This is a genomic window from Paenibacillus sp. AN1007 (assembly GCF_040702995.1).
Taxonomy (GTDB): Bacteria; Bacillota; Bacilli; order Paenibacillales; family Paenibacillaceae; genus Paenibacillus.
The window spans coordinates 4,003,414-4,022,384 of the sequence record NZ_CP159992.1; the positions used below are offsets into that span (position 1 = coordinate 4,003,414).

General features: G+C 47.1%; 23 protein-coding genes. 2 read left to right on the forward strand and 21 right to left on the reverse strand.

Features of this window, described 5'->3' with window-relative positions; genetic code table 11:
- Positions 1–27: 27 nt before the first annotated feature.
- Positions 28–1,404 carry an extracellular solute-binding protein gene (locus ABXS70_RS17760; protein ID WP_342556281.1) on the reverse strand — a complete coding sequence of 459 codons (1,377 nt, stop codon included), beginning with the start codon at positions 1,402–1,404 and terminating at the stop codon, positions 28–30.
- Between the two features lie 528 nt (positions 1,405–1,932).
- On the opposite strand from ABXS70_RS17760, the gene ABXS70_RS17765 reads away from it, so the two are divergent.
- Positions 1,933–2,973 carry a LacI family DNA-binding transcriptional regulator gene (locus ABXS70_RS17765; protein WP_342554987.1) on the forward strand — a complete coding sequence of 347 codons (1,041 nt, stop codon included), beginning with the start codon at positions 1,933–1,935 and terminating at the stop codon, positions 2,971–2,973.
- Between the two features lie 96 nt (positions 2,974–3,069).
- On the opposite strand, the gene ABXS70_RS17770 is transcribed toward ABXS70_RS17765, so the two are convergent.
- The 13 genes from ABXS70_RS17770 to ABXS70_RS17830 all read right to left on the reverse strand — a co-directional run bounded on the left by ABXS70_RS17770 (position 3,070) and on the right by ABXS70_RS17830 (position 12,574).
- Entirely contained in the window at positions 3,070–4,248 is a 1,179-nt protein-coding gene (locus ABXS70_RS17770) for a DUF4272 domain-containing protein (protein ID WP_342554986.1), read from the reverse strand.
- Between the two features lie 90 nt (positions 4,249–4,338).
- Entirely contained in the window at positions 4,339–5,559 is a 1,221-nt protein-coding gene (locus ABXS70_RS17775; protein ID WP_366289572.1) for an RtcB family protein, read from the reverse strand.
- A gap of 243 nt (positions 5,560–5,802) precedes the next feature.
- Positions 5,803–6,261: a GNAT family N-acetyltransferase gene (locus ABXS70_RS17780; RefSeq protein WP_342554984.1), complete on the reverse strand. Its 459-nt coding sequence runs from the start codon at positions 6,259–6,261 to the stop codon at positions 5,803–5,805.
- Positions 6,258–6,710 (reverse strand): GNAT family N-acetyltransferase, encoded by a 453-nt coding sequence (locus ABXS70_RS17785; protein ID WP_342554983.1) that lies wholly within the window; start codon positions 6,708–6,710, stop codon positions 6,258–6,260. Before ABXS70_RS17785 ends, ABXS70_RS17780 begins: the two co-directional genes overlap by 4 nt.
- Before the next feature lie 33 nt (positions 6,711–6,743).
- On the reverse strand, positions 6,744–7,274 hold the full coding sequence (gene pgsA, locus ABXS70_RS17790) for a CDP-diacylglycerol--glycerol-3-phosphate 3-phosphatidyltransferase (protein ID WP_342554982.1): 531 nt from the start codon (positions 7,272–7,274) through the stop codon (positions 6,744–6,746).
- Entirely contained in the window at positions 7,271–7,999 is a 729-nt protein-coding gene (locus ABXS70_RS17795) for an SDR family NAD(P)-dependent oxidoreductase (RefSeq protein ID WP_342554981.1), read from the reverse strand. The genes pgsA and ABXS70_RS17795 overlap by 4 nt, the downstream gene beginning before the upstream one ends.
- A gap of 68 nt (positions 8,000–8,067) precedes the next feature.
- Positions 8,068–8,808, reverse strand: coding sequence for a class I SAM-dependent methyltransferase (locus tag ABXS70_RS17800; protein ID WP_366289577.1), 741 nt, complete (start codon positions 8,806–8,808; stop codon positions 8,068–8,070).
- 264 nt (positions 8,809–9,072) lie between these two features.
- Complete coding sequence (locus ABXS70_RS17805) at positions 9,073–9,456, reverse strand: VOC family protein (protein WP_342554979.1); 384 nt, start codon at positions 9,454–9,456, stop codon at positions 9,073–9,075.
- 151 nt (positions 9,457–9,607) lie between these two features.
- Positions 9,608–10,138, reverse strand: coding sequence for a GNAT family N-acetyltransferase (locus tag ABXS70_RS17810; RefSeq protein WP_366289580.1), 531 nt, complete (start codon positions 10,136–10,138; stop codon positions 9,608–9,610).
- A gap of 12 nt (positions 10,139–10,150) precedes the next feature.
- On the reverse strand, positions 10,151–10,675 hold the full coding sequence (locus ABXS70_RS17815; protein WP_366289583.1) for a YfiT family bacillithiol transferase: 525 nt from the start codon (positions 10,673–10,675) through the stop codon (positions 10,151–10,153).
- A gap of 45 nt (positions 10,676–10,720) precedes the next feature.
- On the reverse strand, positions 10,721–11,275 hold the full coding sequence (locus tag ABXS70_RS17820) for a GNAT family N-acetyltransferase (RefSeq protein WP_342554976.1): 555 nt from the start codon (positions 11,273–11,275) through the stop codon (positions 10,721–10,723).
- A 287-nt stretch (positions 11,276–11,562) separates the two neighbouring features.
- Positions 11,563–11,883 carry a hypothetical protein gene (locus ABXS70_RS17825; RefSeq protein WP_366289586.1) on the reverse strand — a complete coding sequence of 107 codons (321 nt, stop codon included), beginning with the start codon at positions 11,881–11,883 and terminating at the stop codon, positions 11,563–11,565.
- A gap of 13 nt (positions 11,884–11,896) precedes the next feature.
- Positions 11,897–12,574: a class I SAM-dependent methyltransferase gene (locus ABXS70_RS17830; RefSeq protein ID WP_342554974.1), complete on the reverse strand. Its 678-nt coding sequence runs from the start codon at positions 12,572–12,574 to the stop codon at positions 11,897–11,899.
- Between the two features lie 166 nt (positions 12,575–12,740).
- Here ABXS70_RS17830 and ABXS70_RS17835 point away from each other — a divergent pair, with 166 nt between their 5' ends.
- Positions 12,741–13,514, forward strand: coding sequence for a sporulation protein (locus tag ABXS70_RS17835; RefSeq protein WP_342554973.1), 774 nt, complete (start codon positions 12,741–12,743; stop codon positions 13,512–13,514).
- Between the two features lie 168 nt (positions 13,515–13,682).
- On the opposite strand, the gene ABXS70_RS17840 is transcribed toward ABXS70_RS17835, so the two are convergent.
- From ABXS70_RS17840 to ABXS70_RS17870, 7 genes are all read right to left on the reverse strand, one after another.
- Positions 13,683–13,961 carry a hypothetical protein gene (locus ABXS70_RS17840; RefSeq protein WP_342554972.1) on the reverse strand — a complete coding sequence of 93 codons (279 nt, stop codon included), beginning with the start codon at positions 13,959–13,961 and terminating at the stop codon, positions 13,683–13,685.
- Positions 13,962–13,982: 21 nt separating this feature from the next.
- Positions 13,983–14,549, reverse strand: a complete 567-nt coding sequence (locus ABXS70_RS17845; protein WP_342554971.1) for a DUF4375 domain-containing protein — start codon at positions 14,547–14,549, stop codon at positions 13,983–13,985.
- Between the two features lie 245 nt (positions 14,550–14,794).
- Complete coding sequence (locus tag ABXS70_RS17850) at positions 14,795–15,466, reverse strand: HAD family hydrolase (protein WP_342554970.1); 672 nt, start codon at positions 15,464–15,466, stop codon at positions 14,795–14,797.
- A gap of 57 nt (positions 15,467–15,523) precedes the next feature.
- Entirely contained in the window at positions 15,524–15,697 is a 174-nt protein-coding gene (locus ABXS70_RS17855) for a YHYH domain-containing protein (RefSeq protein WP_342556280.1), read from the reverse strand.
- A gap of 104 nt (positions 15,698–15,801) precedes the next feature.
- Positions 15,802–16,578, reverse strand: coding sequence for a Cof-type HAD-IIB family hydrolase (locus ABXS70_RS17860; RefSeq protein ID WP_342554969.1), 777 nt, complete (start codon positions 16,576–16,578; stop codon positions 15,802–15,804).
- Between the two features lie 125 nt (positions 16,579–16,703).
- A complete protein-coding gene (locus ABXS70_RS17865) occupies positions 16,704–18,347 on the reverse strand; it encodes a PH domain-containing protein (RefSeq protein WP_366289592.1) in 1,644 nt (547 codons plus the stop codon).
- The gene (locus ABXS70_RS17870; protein ID WP_342554967.1) at positions 18,344–18,874 is read right to left on the reverse strand and encodes a PH domain-containing protein; all 531 of its coding nucleotides are present in this window, start codon (positions 18,872–18,874) and stop codon (positions 18,344–18,346) included. Before ABXS70_RS17870 ends, ABXS70_RS17865 begins: the two co-directional genes overlap by 4 nt.
- Positions 18,875–18,971 lie beyond the last annotated feature (97 nt).

Below are 18,971 nucleotides of genomic sequence, written 5' to 3' on the forward strand. Positions count from 1 at the left end.
TGCCTGAATGAACTGCAGGTGATTTAGCTATTGCTTGCCCAGTTTATCAATGGCAGCTTGGGCTTGGGCCTTGTATTTCTCTGCAGTCGCAGTCACCGAAGCATTATTTTTAATAATATCGTTCACGTAGTCGCCAATCGGATAACCGGTGTATGCATCATCCAGCAGAATGCGTCCTGTTCCCGCGATATGCTCGCGAATCATCTGGATGTCTCTTTCGTCTGTATAAAGACTTTCCAGGTAGTCTTGACCCGGATATTCTTCAATCTGCGGAATGTCAAACGTCTCTTCGTAGATTTGGTAGACTACCTTTGGGTCTTTAACTCCCTTGGCTATAAATTTGGCCGCAGCTGTGTTATTGGCATAAGTTACATTTTTGCTTCCCTGCGGTCCGTTTGGAATAGGCACTACACCAACGGAGAAGGTCAGATCGCCGAGCTGCCACTCCGCAGCCGTAAACAGAGCAACATCCCCATCCTTAAATGTGTTGGTTTCTTCCCAATTGGTTTTGTCTCCTGTTTTGACCTTCACTACATTTTCGACGTTATACAATCGTTTGACGAATTCAGCTGCTTCAATCGTTTTGGGATCAGATAATCCTTCCTTCCTGTTTACGTCATCTGCAATCGTCCCGCCATTGGCAGCCGTGAAGTGACGAATGACATCGATGGCCCAACCGGAAAAACCATATACGTCAATTTTGCCGTCGTTATCTGTGTCCTTGGCTGCCAGTTTGGCGATTTCCAAAAACTTATCCCAGTTCCATTCACCTTTCTCATACAATTCCTGCGGATCAGGCAAAGATAATTTCTTAAACAGGTCACGGTTATAGTGGAGGCCGAGCCCAATGCTGGTTGGTGATTCAAATGCGTATTCACTGCCTGCAATGGCAGGATATTTGGCGATCAGATTTCCCTCTTGGTTGATATTGTTGTCAGCTGTAGTGAACTCGGAGAGAGGCAGCAGTTGCCCTTTGAGGATAGCTGGAAGCGCGGATTTATACTCCATCTGCACGATATCGGCGAAAGGTTCACCAGCAAGTACAGAGGTAGTGAATTTGTTCATATATTCTTCAAAAGGTACGTTAACAAACTCAATCTTGACGTTATATTTTTTTTCGACTTCTGCAATCTTATCCAGCCTTGCTTTGTCAGAAGCGGTTTCTCCCGCTGGCTTCAGATCCCACCAGGCCGCAACTTTGATAACACGTCCACCCAAATCCGGTACATCTGCTGTTTTTTCTTCAGCACCGGCTTCCTTGTTAATCTCGGCAGCTTCAGTATTACTCCCCGGATTGGCTGCTGCCCCAGGGTCAACTCCGGTTTGCGCAGTGCCCCCACTGCAAGCGGATACAAAAAACAGTACTGCAAGCAGCATCAACGGCAGAACATTCCATCTTTTCATCATGTTCCTTACACCCTCCCCGAATGTGTTTATCACCATGACCCACTTTAAAACTTTCGTTATTATTAAAACCAATCAAAATAACAACACCACCACCTTTTGTTATTTTATAGTTTGTTTTTAACAAACAAAATTTAACACGTAAAAATGTAAGCGTCAACATTTTTATTGTTAAATTTTTCTATTTTTTCTTCTTAAATTGTTTGGAATCATGTTAATTCCCTGATATAACCTCCTGAAAATATATTCATACCTCTTTATCCTCTCGATAATCCATATCTAAAAAATTCAGATTTTATAATTTTGTTATTTTACAAAATAACAAAAACATAATAATAAAGACATGATTCGTCATCATTTGATAGATTTCTTCTATGAAATGCTGCGATATATGACGTATGATGCACACCTGTTTTTCATTAAGCACGAATCGTTATTAGATCAAGAGAAACACTGCATGCTATACTAGAATCTGTTAAAGTCGCTTATACACTATGGATGCGGCAGAATTACGAGTGTAAGGATGGTATGATGAAAACGAAGGTAACAATCCAGGAAATCGCACACTTTACGGGTTTGTCGAAATTCGCAGTTTCCCGTGCCCTGTCGGGAAAATCCGGGGTTAGTGACCAGACGCGGGACATTATTCTTAAAGCCGCTGGCAAACTCGGTTATTTTAAAGATAACAGCATGTTATCCGGAGAACTGCACACTCACGCAGACACACAAGAAGCAAAAGCGGCCAAAAGCAGCGGCACGATCCTGATTTTGTTCCCTAATGTGCGTTATCAGAATCAAGATTCTGTATATTGGGGACCTGTATTTAACGGGATCTCTTCCAAATTAAATCAAAAGGGCATTAACATTCTGACCCTGACCGAGCCATCTGCGGATCAATTGTTTACACTGCTTAATCCGGATGCCATTCGTGGTATCATTACGGTCGGCTCCATCTCGACTCCTATTCTGCTGGAAATCAAACGTTTGGGTATTCCTGTCGTTATGGTTGATCATCTGGATCCGGTTTTTCACAGTGACAGCATTTTCACGGATAACTTTGCATCCATGCGTGAAATCATGCTTTACTTGCTCCGTAAAGGGCACACCTCATTTCAGTTTGTCGGGAATATTAGTGATGCACAAAGCTTCTACGAGCGATGGATCGCATACAATACCGCCTTGGCGGAAAGCGGAATTGATATGCGTCAGATCCCTGAATTAACCAGCAAGGCTTTGGATCAATTCCGCGAAACGTTCACCTCCGTCATTCACCCAGATCATCTACCCGAGGTGTTCGTTTGTGCCAATGATTTCTATGCACTCTATACCATTGAAGCTTTGGAGAGCATGGGGATACGTGTACCTGATCAATGTGCAGTCACCGGATTCGACAATTTATATGATCATATTCCAGTGCTGGCAACCGTCCATGTAAAGAAGGAATTGCTCGGCTCCCGTGCAGTCGATCAGATGTTGTGGAGAATAGCCAATCCCGAGAGCAGCGTGGAGAAAAAGCTCATCCTTGCTGATGTCATTATTCGAGAACAGTTCGGAAGATACGGCGGATAACCATAGTATCTGGACAATATAAATACCCCCACACCGTCTTTCAACGGCTGGGGGTTTACATCTATCTTTTACAACAGCGTGCTTCATCATCTGATTTTACGTATCCGTACGTACCTCGTCCCACGCCTGATCCAGATAACAGGTCAGCCAGTTGAGTGCGCGATGCCGCTCATAAGCCACACCGTGACTAAGTCCCGCAGGCGGCGCCTCCCCCTTGATCCGACTGTTTACACACACCCAATTGTACCGATAGATCAGGTCAGCCTCATCCAAAATTTCGCTTTTGCTGCGCAGTGCGGCATCGGCCAGAAACGCTGCAAAGCTGTCCTTTTGCTGTAAATAACCAACATCCTTACTTACGTTACACAGCTCTGTCGGCGCACCCAATTCCTCCACATATCCCAGTGCCCACAGCATCACATGGTACCCTTCATAGCCCCATGAGAAGCGGATAATTTCCTGCTGGTCAGCTCCATCTTGTGCCAGAAACGCCTTTTCATCGGGAGAAAAAAAGGTGGATGCATCATACTTATCAATCACTTCCTGTACCAGCGCTGCGGTGTCAGCAGTACTTTCACCCGATCCCAAGCACTCCCCTTTCAGCGCAGCCAGGCAGAGAGCAGCCGCACGTTTCGCAACCTCCTCCTTGGTTCGAATCTTCGTATCTTCCTCCCCAGCTCTTGCTGGCAGATTTACGTTATATGGAATCCCAAGTGCCGCCAGCTGCTGCTCTGAACGCGCCTTGCGCTCTACTGCATCGGCAGCAGGAGGACGGGTATCATCCAGAAAACTGGTATGTGCTGTGACCGTATAATCCTCCACCTCCGATTCACCATTCACATCCAGAAGCAGCTGGCCTTGAGCATTCAGGAGGGAGCCGCCTCCCCAGAAAATGACACCATCCAGCGCATCAGCCAATTGTAATAACTCGTTAAAGAACTCTTCCGAGATATCTTCCTCAGTCTCGATGCCAATCACCATGTTCAAGGTGGAGCATTTAATCAGTACCTTTTCCTGAAGCGCAGCATTACGCCCCTCGATCTGGCTTAGAAAGCCAAGCATGCCCCCAATCATCGTGCTGAACTCCTCGGGATGGGTCTGGCTGGTCATGATGTTAAAACCTTTTGTTTTTTTGCTGAACCATTTCTTCTGTGTTACTTGAATGTGCGTCTGATCTTCTCTCCGCTGGATGGAAGCCTCAGGGTAAATGGATTGTATGATTTCATATAACTGATCCAGATCAAACTGGGAGCTGTATATCGCGCAATTTCTCATAGCATATGCCCTCTTCCTTATGTCAAAATTTTGGCTTAAATGACCTTGGGCCTATGATCAACCCTTAATCAACTTGCTGTTAATCCTTGATTAATCCTTGTACGGGTCAAATTCATTGCCACCAGCCATGGCTACACCTACCGGACGCAGCACATGATTGATCTGGAGTGTATTCGCATGTGCATGCAGCACGTCCTGCAGTTTCTTGTATACAAACGGGCTCTCGTCGGTCCCTGCTCCACGAAGCTCTACACCGTAGGCGTGCACAGCCGCCTGCATCTGTTCTTCACTAATCTCGCCGCCCATACGCGTGCGAAGTTTGTAGTTCATTTTACCTGCTGCCTGTGTACGGCTCATTACCCGCCCTGCGCCGTGAACCGTGCTGCGGAAGGATTCTGTATTTTCCTCACTCTCGATCCCTTCTACAATCACCGAAATATCGCCCATACTTCCGCCGACAAAACCAAGCTGGCCCGGCGACAGCGGTGTAGCTCCTTTACGAACTACAACGACCTCCTCGCCCATATGCTGCTCTTTCCACGCAAAGTTATGATGGTTATGTACGGCATATTCAGCGCTGGCTCCAAGGATACTCAGCACCTGCTCAATCACGTAATCCCGTCCGGCATAAGCATAACGACCCGCCAGCGTCAGCCCCGCCCAATACATATCACCCATTTCACTGTTCAGGTCAAACAGGGTCGGCGGCTGATCCATCGATTCACCTGGTGCTTTGCCACTGAATTCCCGTCCTGCCGCCAGATTCAGGAAACCACTTGCTACCTTATGCCCGAAGCCGCGGCTGCCAAAATGATTCGCAATCCATACCTTTCCCGTCTTCTCTTCCACGAAAATATCGACAAAATGATTGCCGCTGCCGACGGTTCCGAGTTGATTCCGCGCCAATGTCTTTAACTTCTGCTGCAATCCGCTTTCGATCGTATCAAAGAGCTTCCAGTTCGGATCGTCAAACAGCTCATGCTCCACTGGAGTCGGATTGTTCCGGCCTACGCCGAATGAGATGGCTGCGCTGATATCATCCATAATAACCGCAATCCGGTCACGAATATCATTCCACATCAGATTGGTGCGTACGGCTTTGTTGCCGCAGGCAATATCATACCCGACTCCTGACGGGCTGATCATATTGCGGTAAGCCACCACCCCGCCAATGGGCTGCGAGTATCCTTTGTGATGATCGGCCATCAGAGCCACGCCCAGCACATCCCCATATTTCGAACAAGTTACCGCCTGAGCGACGGCATTCTCCAGCGGTTCCCCCCAGACTTTAATGTTATCCACGATACGCATGTTCTGGTAACCTCCTATGTATTCTTTTCCTAAGTTTAACAAAGATCCGCTCTGCTCGAAACGATACAATTCTATAGGTCCGTTGTGAAAAATTGACCTTGCTGCAAACCAGCATGCGTACTTGTGAATTCATCAAAAAAGAGAGCCGCAGCTCTCTTTGCCCCATCGCATCTAATCCCGTGTCTATCCCGTGTCCATCTGTATCACTCAACATGTATTCACTCACTGCCAATGGAGCTGTGCTCAACGCCGATTCAAATGCTTTCGGTAACCCTGAACAGGCTCGTCTTTGAAGCCCAGCTTCTCATAAAAAAGGTGCGCTTCCTTACGCTGATCCCCTGACACCAGAATGATGTACGCACACCCCAAATCTCTGGCGATATGTTCGATCTGAAGCATCAGCTTCTGACCAATTCCCTGCCTGCGCACACGATCCGAAACAATGACATTCTCCACGACCATAAACGGCTCGCAAGACCCCATCAGATCCATGCACTCAATCCCCATGACCGACCCAACAAGCTCATCACGATCATAGGCTCCAAGCACATAGTAACGCCCCTGCTTCTCCATATGCCGAAACGTCTTCTGCATCTGCTGCTCATTCTTCTGCCGATCATCGGGTGATGTGCCCATCAATTCATGATACAGCTGGTTTAACCCTGGCAAATCCTTCGATTCAATCGGTTTGATCGTAATCATCGTGATGAATCCGCTCCTTCTGAGGCGGTGAGATCCTTCTTGAAATAATAATGCTGGTGTCCTGTAGGCGCATTGTCAATCACCGTCATAAGCTCATATCCATGTCTTCTATAAAATTCAGGAGCCTGATACGAGAACGTATTCAGCATGATAAAATCACAGTTTTTCTCCCGGGCCAAACGCTCTACTTCCTGAAGCAGCTGCGTCCCGTATCCTTTGTGCCTTTCTTGGGCATCGACCCATAAAATATCCAACTCAACCCAATTCCAGCACAGCGTGCTGAGCACCCCGGCCACAATCTGTCCCGACTCGTTTCGAATGTGAAAATGAAGCTCCTCAAATCGGTCCTTCAACGCTTCGCCCACATGTGCGGCATTGTAGGCACTTAATTGTTGACGGACATATGCAGACTCTTCTGCCGTACTCACTGTTATGTTTGTATTTGACATCTCGTTCTCCTTTAGGCATTCCGATGTATACTTCTATCTTAACAACTTATAATTTACGATAATATAATTCAAACCGGATAACAAAGTAATACCTGCCGCCAGCCACATCAACATCATATCCAATCTGATGCCCGTAAACGCATGAAACAGGACATTATTCAACAGCACAGCCAGAATTGCCGCGACTTGAAGCACCATTTTGATTTTTCCATATCGATCAGCCGCAAGGGCAATCCCCTGTTCTGCAGCTGCCATTCGCAAGGCGGTTATCCCTATCTCACGTGCAATAATGATAACAGCAATCCACGAACTAATCATATTTACCTGAACCATCATAATAAGTGCTGTCCCAATTAGAAGCTTGTCTGCAAGCGGATCGAGCAGTTTACCCAATCTGGTTACCTGATTATATTTTCTGGCAATATACCCATCCAGTTTATCCGTCCCTGCGGCTAGTGCAAAAATAAATACCGCGACCATCAAACCCTGCTGGTTAAGAAAGAAGAACATAAACAGCGGAATTAATGCCATTCTTGCCAAGGTGATCCGATTGGCCAGATTCATTGATTTCCCTCTACTGATGCAGTCTTCTCCTCCAGCAGTTCCAGTAGGGCCTGTGCCGCCTCAACCGGGGATCTTAATTGCCCCGACTCATACACATCCTTGAATACGCTGGATAGTGCAAATTCATCTGCATCCTTCCCTCTCGCCACAGCCTGCAATTCCGTATCTACCATTCCCGGATCAAAAACGATGATCTCCACCGGATTGGGCCGTGAAGCTTGTTCCATCGTTACACACTGTGAGAACATGTTGATTCCTGCCTTCGAAGTACAGTAGGCCGCCATAGAAGGCGCGGGATAATTACCCGAAGCAGAACTTACATTGATTATTTTTCTTCGAGCCGTCATGTGATTGGTATAATGGATAAAAGATGACGTAAGAATCATTGGCGCAGCCAAACTGATATTCAGATGAACGCTAATCTCATCTATAAGGCACTCATCTATCGGTTTCAAAGGTTCAAGCATGGCCGCATTGTTAACAAGCCCGATACACTCCGTCTCGGTAAGCGGAATCTGCTCCAATATGCCCGAGATCAGATCGTCGATGCTGTGAAGGTCTTCCAGATCGAACTGAACATGCGTATATCGCTCATATCTATTCCCCAAGTCCGAACTTCCGCGTGCTATACCGTAGACAACATCCCCTCTTTCCAAACAAAGCTCCGCAAGCTGTCTGCCAATCCCTTTGGACGTACCTGTAATAATAAAATATCTGTTACTCATATGCTTCCCGCCCTTCTGTTCCTTGTTATGCTGCTCTGCTGCAGTGCCCAATAGTTAGCCCGCATGGTCTAAACCAGGATGTGTCCATCCCGTGCCTCCGGTTTCCTCCACAACGCTGCCCACAAAATAGGCAGGCCAAAATAAGCATCATTCTGCCCCATCGCCTTCATTGGACGCAGCTCTACACACTCGAATGTATCCTCCAGTAAATAACGAAGCTTCTCCTCCGTAAAAGCAAGACCGCCCCGCATCGACTTCTCGCGGTAAACTTCCCAATCGTCCATCACATGTTCTGGTCCGCCTTGGTCGCCAAATCCCGGAGCAAAACAGGTCAGACCAAAATAACCTCCAGGCTTCAGCGCTTGATCAATCATGGCTATGTAAGGGATTCGCTGATGCGGCAGCAGATGATGCAGACAGCCCGAATCGTAAACGAGATCATATTCCTGCTCCGGCGTTAGTTCAAACACCGATCGACACTCAAAATGCACATCCAGCTGTTCTTCGGCAGCCCGTTCCTTGGCCCATGCAATCGCAGTCTCTGACAGATCATAAGCCTCCACCTGATATCCCTGACGAGCCAAATACAGCGCATTCCGGCCCGGTCCACATCCCATTTCCAGTGCTCTGCCTCCTCTTAGCAGACCCTTTTCCATACCAGCAACGAGATTTTCATCAGGCTTGTTAGGAAAGAAGGGAATGGGTCTGTCCCGATTTTCATAGAAAGGCTCCCAAAAATGTTTGGCTGATCTGAAATCCGCATCGAGCATATCATAGAGATCCTGAACACTTTTTATCGTTTTTTCCAAAGGCCGAATCCTCCCGTTTCATCGCTATAGATGAATGTTTTTGACTGTCGTTTTTTAAGCCACTTTTCAAATCATCCAGCTTATTCAAGCTTACTCTATTATAACATTTTTACCCATTCATTCTCTATTTTTCATATGTATTTCCGCAAGGTTTTTATCCATTTCCCATAGAAAAAGCGGACGACATTTCATGTCGCCCGCTTGAGTCACAGCCGTAATATTACTGCTGCATAATTGAACCAATATTTATTTTCAGGCCTGCATTCAGGCCCTGCGTTCCATCACGGCAAAGTAGTTCTTCTCATTGTCTGCAAAGTTAAAAACACGGCCTGTTGGCATCTCTACGATCTCTCCAACCGTTACATGTTTAGCAGCCAAATCGGCATATAACCGATCGAGGTCATCTGTGAAAAACATTAGCGAAGGTGTGCCCAGATTTACCCCCTGTGACATCCGTGCCACAACCTCTTTATCATGCAAAATGATACTTGTCTGTGAATCTTTCGCAGGTGCGATCTCAATCCACCGCATGCCTTCATCCAGGATGACCTCATCGACGATATGAAATCCAGCCACTTCCGTCCAGAAAGCCAGTGATTCATCCTGGTTATTGACGTACAGCATAATCTGGCCTACTCTGCTAAACATGCTTTCACCACTCCTCTAATCAAGTCATCTCCGCATACATCTATTGTAGATTGCCACAGATTCCCGTTGAGTATAACACGCAGCCGCTGCTGCAGGACAAACATTTATTTTAGAGAAGTTGAATCGAACTTTTATCCCTGCGTACCGTACTTTAAAGCTTGATGTTCTGCGCCTGCCCCAGCTTTTTGGTCAAATACAGGACAACATCATCGTCGATCACCGTCTCTTCACCCGGCTGAAGGTAATGATCGCTCTTGTAAACGCCCCGCCCGTCTGGAACATATCCACGTAGAGCATATAAAACTTGAGCATTTCCATAATCCGCATATATCCCTACGCCAAGACCTGCCGTATTCGAGCGTTCCATCGCGACTGTCTCTGCGTGATCCATCAGTCTGGAACCAATCCCCCGTCGCCGGAACTTCATCAGCACATTAAAGTCACTGATCTCGGGAATACCTTGTTCTTGAAACGAAGGGTAGTCTGATGTCCAGATCACATTGACGTAACCGGCAAACTGCCCGTCCAGTTCGGCAATCAAGGTTATGCGCGCTCCCTGCTGCTGTTCTTCCCAATAACGTTCATATAGTTCTGACGGTTTGTACCACCCCTGCTCCTGAAACGCCTGTGAGATGACCTGCGCGTCCTGCTTGTCCAAATGGCGAATATGTATCGTGTTCATAGTGTTCTCCTCTCAAATACCCAGTCGATTTCGAAGCGACATGATCTGCGCTGTATGATGCTGCCCGTGCCAGGCATACAGTCCCAAACAATGATCCAGTCTCATCGTTTCCTTCGAAGCAGGGTGATAGAACCGTCTGGCGTAATCACCATCCGATAATGTGTGCAGCAGCGCCGTCCAGCGATGGTGCAGCGCGTTCAGCAGCTGCAGTGACACCTCGATATCCAGCGCTCTGGAGTCACTCAGCTCTGCCCAGCGTTCTTCGTAATAAGGCCGAATCTCAGGTGTATCCTCCGTCAGGGCAAGCTTAAAGCGAATGACACTGTTCATATGACTGTCTGCCATGTGGTGAATAACCTGCTGCAGCATCCATCCGCCTTCCCGGTATGGCAGGCGTAACTGCTCTTCACTCAGACCTTGAACTGCTTCCCTCGCTTGAGTCGGCAGTTCGGCAATATCCTGAATCCACTGCTTCCTGTGAGCCTGTGTCACCTCACCTGTATGTGCAAACTGTCCAATTGGATATCTCAAGTCCACTGCAAGCCCCCCTTTATAATCTCAGCATCGTGACCCGTTTGCATTTTATGCTGACGAGCACACTCCATACTCCATAAGCCAGCAATCTCTCATCTGCCCTTCGTGCAGCTCATGCTGCGGCAGTCGTTTAACTCGTCTGAAGCCGCACTTCTCATAACAGGCTAACGCACGTTCGTTCCAGGCTTGAGGGTCCATGACGATTTTCCGGGCGTGCCTCTCATAGGTTAAGTACGATTTCATGGACTGGACTAATTGTGTACCTATGCCTCTATTCCAGCAATCCGTCTCACCAATAAACTGATCGGTTCCATAGATGATTTCATCGCTGTCTGTGTAACCGTATGCAGCTCGTTCCTCCGGCTCCAGTTCATAGAATTGAATGTATCCGATCGGTCGTCCGCCATACTCCACGATACACCGCGAAGCTTCATCTTCCTGATGATAAAAATGTGCTCTTACCTGCTCCAGATCATGCGGCTGATCCCGTCCTTCGTAGTACTGCAGTACCTCCGGGTCAGACAACCATCTAACCAGGATTAACTCATCCTCCGGCTCCAGCAAACGAACTGTGATTTCTTCCGTCTGATATACGTTCTTCACCTCGTTCCCTCCTTCACGATATCCAGCTTCTGACCCGCTGCCCAGCTCAAATTTTTAACTGATAATTGTCTAACAAAATCAGCCATACTTCTACTATCCTCTGATATTAAGTCCACTCCAACCGTGTTTGACATCATCTTTTTTGCGTATTCTGTACTCCTGGCTGTTTATCAATACTCCTGCGCAGTATATCCTCTTGAGTTAAAGACTTGGTCAACTGATCTAACTCGGGAGAGGCTATCCAATCGCTGTAGGTTTCAGGTCCATGCTTGATCGTATGAATTACACTATGAGCTGACATATATATTATGTTTAGTACCTGGCTCAACAACGACAAGCTCTCCTTCCTTCATGATCTCGATAGTCGGTAACTGCTTTTCTCCTAAACTGGCATAAGCAATCCATCCGCTTTGGACTACATAGAACTCTGTTACGTTGACATGCATATGGCTATTCTGCCAACCGCCACGAGATGATGCTGCTGTTCTGCAATAATAACTACCATCAGATGCTGTCATTTTTACTTTTGTATCACCATTGTCCATTTGTTCGATACTGGTTGTTATCTTCTCATCATTAAGGTCGATGGTATCATTTCTTCCATTCATCCTCTGAACCCCTTTACACTTTTACAGCTCTCCAGATAAATTTATGTTCTTGAACCGTTATTTTTCCGCCCAAAGTATGTTCTTTTGTTTTGGCCTGCAGCAGTTCGCGGTATTCAGGCTGTGTGTAGTCCGGGCTGCCCGGAATATCCGCAAGGAAGAGCGCAAACTCGGTCTCGTCAGGAAAAACCATGCATGCGTCGCGATACTCTTCAATCTCAATTTGCTCGTATCGGTTGCGCTCCAGTCGCTCCCGAACTTTGGTAACATCCGTATGAATCCCAAACAGTACGCCTCCCGGAGGAAGAAGTCTGCCGTACTCAATAATGGATGTGGGACCTCTTCGATTGTAGATCAAGTCAAACTGCTCATCCTGAAAAGGGAGTTCTTCTTTCGTCGCTGCACAGACGAAATTTACATTTTGTACTGTACTGGATTCGAGCCCCTGCTGCGCAATCCGGATCATCTCTTTGGAATTATCGAATCCAATAATATGAGAAGCGTATGCTGCCATTTTAAGCGTAAAATCACCATGACCACACCCAGCATCCATCACGGATGTATAAGCAGGAAGCATGCGGATCAACCGTTCTTCGAAGATCTCCTCCGCTGACTTCCCTTCCCATATATACCGCGCCCGACCTCTATATCCCCCATTGCGGCGTGCGATCATATCGTACCACTCCATGCTCATAGACATCCTCCTGACTGCTATTTTTATCTTCCGTATCAATATTCGACAAAATCCTGCTGTTCCCCCTTTTTTTTCAAAAATTGAAACGCATGGATTCCAACGTCCGTATTATGCTCGAAGTCGTTTCTCTTTTAATTAAAATCCATGGAATTCGGGGGTCACTAACATGTCATTTTTCAAGAAAATGTTAGCCAGTGTTGGTGTAGGTGCAGCGAAGGTAAATACGGAATTACATACGACAGAAGTCATGCCAGGTGGAACTCTTTCAGGAATGGTTTATATCGAGGGCGGAGATGTAGAGCAGCAGGTTGATCGGATCTATCTGCTGCTTAAAACGCATTACATTCGGGAGAGTAACGACCGCAAAGTGCAGGAGACGGCTGTTGTTGCCAAATATGTGCTGACGGATGGATTCGTCTTACAGCCTGGTGCCAAGCTGGAGAAAAGCTTTCAATTCGATCTGCCGCATAATCTGCCGATTACACTTCGCCGTGCGGAAGTCTGGGTTGAGACAGGGCTGGATATCTCCAGCGCAGTGGATCCTTCAGATCGGGACCGTTTACATGTCGTGCCTTCCAGAGAGATGAAAATCGTGCTGGATGCCATCGATTTGCTGGGCTTCAAGCTTCGTGAAGTGACTAATGACTATGCACCAAGGCTTGGAGGTAATCTGCCATTTGTACAGGAGTTTGAATTTGTGCCGACCAGCAAGTTCCGCGGATATCTGGACGAACTCGAAGTTCTCTTTTATCCCATGGGAGATTCCCTGGAGCTGCTGCTGCAGATCGACCGCCGTGCACGCGGACTTGGCGGAATGCTGTCTGAAGCCATGGGTACGGACGAAACCTATGTGCGCCTGCAGCTGCACGAGAGACATCTGGAGCGCGGTGTACGCTCTGTGGCGCAGGGTCTGGAAGAAGTTATTTCAGAGCATATTTAATAGAGGACTTAATACCAGTCTCTACTCATTACGTACTCAGAACTCATACACGTGGACCTGCGCGGATTAAGCAATACCCATAAAGAAACCCTTGTCAGCCGGATCTGATGACAAGGGTTTACTTTATTCGTATTCATAGTGCAGCAGTATTTATCGTCGCCATGAGAATCACTTTCTTTTCCCGATAAAATAAGAACGAATGACGTAGTATCCCGCAGTAAACAGCATGATCATGCCAATCCCTACAACAATCGTAGAACCACCGGCACTTGTCACACTTCCAAACTCTACTTTCGATGGTGCGCCAGAGGTATGCAGCTGCTGCAGCTCAGGAACATGCTTCATGGTTAGAAACATCCCCTCCACAACGTTCCAGCCCACCAGGATCAGTAAGAAAACAAGGGCAACAATCAGCGACTCCATCCCTACACGTTTGTTCATACGCATTCATTCTCCTCCTCAGCTTGTCTACGATAACAAATGCTCCAGCTGCTGCTTCAGTTGAGCTTTATGCTCATCTGCATATTGATACAGCAGGTCGAAACTTTCTTCATTGTCCGTTTGAAAACTAAGAGAATCCGCTTCCCGCTCCACCTGCTGCAGCACTTCATGAATCTGAGGTCCATGTGTCTGCAAGCTTGTCGTGATGTCATGTTCGGACAGGCGCTCCACATGCTCTCTTAATTGTCCTACGGTAACACCCTGATCTGACAGCAGCTGACCCACTTTTTGCAGAATCGCCGCATCCGCATTATCACCAATCCGTACCAATGCTTCAATCGTTTCGTCCATATATTGTCCGCTGGCATTTTCCAGAAATCCGGTCATTCCATTCATCGACAGCTCGGTATCCAGGTCAATAATCAGTATAATATCCCGTAATACTGCGGGCAGCTCGGTGACTCGTTCCCGAATGGAAGCAAATTCAGCACGGTACATATCCATTGCGATACTGCCCACAATCTCTTCACCAGACATTCCGTCTATGTGTGCTGGCGGCAGCAGCTCTGCCAGTTCTTTCTGTAACTTGTTCATTTCACTTGTCCTCCTGTATCTCTCTGTCCCAACCTATGCCGACACGCCCTCCTATCATAACAGAATAAGCTGTATAAGCTGAAATGCATTGGTATAGAAAGACGAAAAGATCACATCATTACAGAGCAGTTCTAACAACACCTTGAGGGATCCGATTTGCTGCCATCCTGTTCAGGCTATCCCGTTAGTAATTATGGATTATACTGTTTTTCTCGTTGGAAGCTTTCCTGTCTGAACAAGGGTTTCTATAATATATCTCTTAATTCACGGAGCTCCTGAATGGTATGTATCGGTGCTGCCTCAATCCCCTCGGGCCAAGGCTGATTTACCTTGATCCAGATCGTACTCATCCCCGCCTTCGCAGCCCCCTGTATATCGTTCACTGGGTGATCACCAATGTAGAGGCACTGCTTAGGCTCCAGCCCAAAATAATCGAGAGCCATCTGAAATATGCGTGAATCTGGCTTTTTCACACCTGCTTCTTCCGATACAATGATATGATCGTAGTCCTCCCGAATCCCGAGCTGATCTATTTTCCCATGCTGGATATCCGTCTGACCATTCGTGATTAAACCGATTGAATATTTGCCTTTCAGATACTGGACTACTTCCCGCGCCTCGTCCATCAGCACCGAATTCAGTACATATTCCCTGCTGTAAAACGTCATGAGTTCCTCATGCGGCGGCTTCTCGTTCCAAGGCAATTCCTGCAGCAGTTCGTTGAACAGCATTGTTTTATACTTGTATCCATCTTCATCAAGCTCAATGATCCGCTGCTGTATATGTTCAGTAGACTCCAGGTGTCCAAAATACGTATCGATCAGACTTTGGGTAAAACCTTCAAACGTTTTGGTCCGATTCAAAATGGTATTGTCCAAGTCAAAAATGACTGCTTTAATATGATCCATATGACTCATGCTGATTGTCCCCCAATTCTGCAGTTCCCACCTTCTAATGGATATGAATGTTCAACGTTATTTTTTCTTTTTATGATAATGATAACCGGTGCAGAGACCTTTTTTAATCGATTTGGCGGAGCACTTGTGCCCGCCGCTCTTATCCAGACGACCAGGATGGGCATACGCTGCGGATGAAACACCAACGAGCATAATCAGAGACAGCAAAATAATAAAACCTTTTTTCTTCATACCATTCACCCTTCTTTCCCCCTATGCTTTAGGGTTTGTCACTACAACTCATTTTACATAAAACGCCACAATCTGGATATCCTTTATTTCCAACTTATGTCCCTTTATATAAGCTTAAAGTGCTTTAATGCATGACTTACCCCGTCTTCACTTGCTTTCAGCGTAACATAGTCCGCACATTGCTTGACTCGCTCACTTCCGTTCCCCATAGCAACACCGACTCCTGCATACGTCAAAAGGTCAATATCATTCTCTCCGTCACCAAAGGCCATCGTATCCTCTCTGCGGATTTGGAGATATGTCAGGACTGTCTGTGCTGCTGCAGATTTACTCACTTCACCTGCTTCAAGTACATTGCATACATAGGGATGGAATCTTACCAACCGCAAGGAAGGAAATTGTTCTTTATACCTGTCTGTTTCGGCTTCATTGGCGTAAAGGCACATACAGTATATATCTTCACCCAGCGTCATCGTCTGCTGCGGGTACTCCATTAACCCAAGTGTCTCCCGCAGGGCCTCCGTCACACGGTGATCGGTTCTACATGCTCCATTCATGCCAAAAGCTTCGGTAAAATAGGAAACCGCATGGCCCTGGGAGGCAGCGAAATCGCTAAACGCTCGGAGCGTCGATGGAGACAGAATGGATGAATGGATCTTCTCGCCTTTACAGGTTATAAGAGCCCCATTAGCCGAAATAATAGTTTCAATATCGAGATGACTGAACTCTTCACACAGCTGATGCGGTCTGCCCGTGACAAGAATACTATGAATTCCTTTTCGAGCCAGTTCGCGTATGCATGATTCCGTACCCCGGGAGAGGCTTCGATCTTTTTCACTGAGCAGCGTACCGTCCACATCAAAAAATACAGCTTTAATCACAACACACAACCTCCTTGGCTGCGAATCATTGGTTGGTCAAAATAAAGAATAAGCGAGCAAAGATAAACCTATGTCATTCGGCCTGTCTTCACTCGCTTTCGTTGTCTGCATCTATTGCCGATCATCTACCGGGTCTGCACCTCTCTGGAGCGTCCCATGTACCACATCTGGAACTCACCTGCAGCACTATCCGGGATATCATGAACGTGATGATGCATGACGGGTTTGGCACGGTTTACCGTATGGATCGAAGCCAGCCCGAGCCTGCGCTGCAGGGGGTGACGTGTAATTTTCACTTCGATAACCTTCTCCCGTTTGGATACAAAGAGTGTGGACGTCAGTGCACCTGAGCGAATCTGAATGAATTGATCGTTCAATCCATATCGCGTATGATAAAAATCGATTACTCGGTATGCAGCAATGCACACGAACAGTAACAGTGAGATGATCCACCAAGCCTGTGAAATCCCGAAGAGAACCGGTTTGAAATAGGCCAGGCCACCAGCAGCGATGATCCAAAACCAACTTGGTTTAAGCAGACGCAGTCCTAAGGCTGCACGCGGCAGTTTTGCCATCTCCTCTTTAACATGATACGAAGGCAGCATCTCCTCAATAATCCGATGGGCTTCTTTTACGGGAAGAAACGGGTACAGTGAATTCATCTCCTGCCCGGATTCACCTAAGCTGCCTGCTGTCGTAAGTTCTACCTCGGCCAGGCCCAGCATTCTTTTCATCGGGGACTGCGTAATTTTCACGGCCTGTACACGATCTTTCTGGATCGAAAAAGACGTTTTCTCCAGCATCCCCTTGGTAATATAAATCCGTATGTCATCGGATGTAATCTGGAAATCTCCATATTTTACGAAGGTCCGTACAATGCCAAGCCCAATAGAGATGAGGATCAGGAACAAAATAATCAGGCTGGTTACCCACCACGATTCAAGCCAGGACAAGACCAGGCTTTCCGTTACTGTTTCGTCCGGAAAAAAATCCTTCACTGTTGAATACAATGAACCCAGGATCGGAATCAGCACGAGAAAGCTGAGCGAAGTAAACGAAGCTTTGAGCACATCCTTGCGGGTAGAACGGTAGTGAATAACCCGTTGGTCTGCTGCAGCAGATCGTGGGAACATCTCCGCATCTTCAGAGTGACCTGTATCGTGCACTTCATGTGCAGCCTGATTCATGCTGTTCACTGTTTCATTGACATCCTCATTTTCCCTGCCATCCGCTGCTTCCTTACCGATAAATTCCGCATTGGATTGCTCCTCTTCCTTGGCATCCTGTTCATCCACTCCCACCGCAGCCTGCCCCTGTACTTCTGATCTATAACCCGCCACCAGCTTCTCAAGCTGCTCCGCTTCGGAGAGGGAAACCACCTGCAGTTGGAACGTCGCATCCTCACCCTTGATGCCTGTTTCGAAGCGTATGGAGGTTACACCGAACAAACGATGAAAGAAGCTGGTATGGCGGCTCACATTTTGCACCTTCGTATGCGGGATTGTTCTGCGAGTGCGGCTGAATGCTCCTGTGTAGATATGAAATGCCTGCTGATCCGCGGAGTAACGTGTGGTCAACCATTTCCAGACAATGGACACCAGCGCGATAGAAATACCGATATAAAAAATGTACCTTGCATAGAAAACCCATGTTGATTCTGAACCTGCTCGAAAAACGAATAAAAACAAAATAAAAGCAAATGTACTTTTGACCAAATTGCCCAGGCTCCACAACAAACTGAGTGCATGATGCCGTTTCAATTCCGTCATTCATCCACCTCATTAATCCGGGCATATGCCGCGATCTGATTCCGCAGTGCGAACGCCACTTCCTCCGGCAAAGCAGGTATATCATGCGACGAACCCATCGTGCCGATCGAAACGGAATACAGCCCATATTTTCTCATCAGCGGTCCCTGATTCGTCGTAACCGACTGCACTTTGGCCATGGGAATCACCTGATGGACCTTGTTCAGCGCACCATGCTTCAGCTGCAAAAACTCTGCGCTCACGCCATAGTACCAATGCCGATACAGCCATACAGGCTGCATAAAAATATCCCACACCGCATAACCAAGGGATATCGCCGCCACTCCCCACAAAATCCAGCCAATCCAGGGCCTCCAATCATATACCGAATCCAGAATAAGCAGCACAGCCAGCACGATAAAACCGATGAGGTTGGTTATAACAGCACTGACTCTCCACAGACTCACCGCGTGAGGGGAAAGCTTCTGCTGCGGTGTGCTCCATTCCTCTGTTCCAGATGTTTCTATTGTTTCTGCTGTTCCTGTCATCCTATTATCCATCTCCTTCCCTTCTCTCTCTGTCTATACACTGTACGATCATACGTGTGTAATCGATGCAGCTGGATAAGCGAAATTAAAAAAAGAT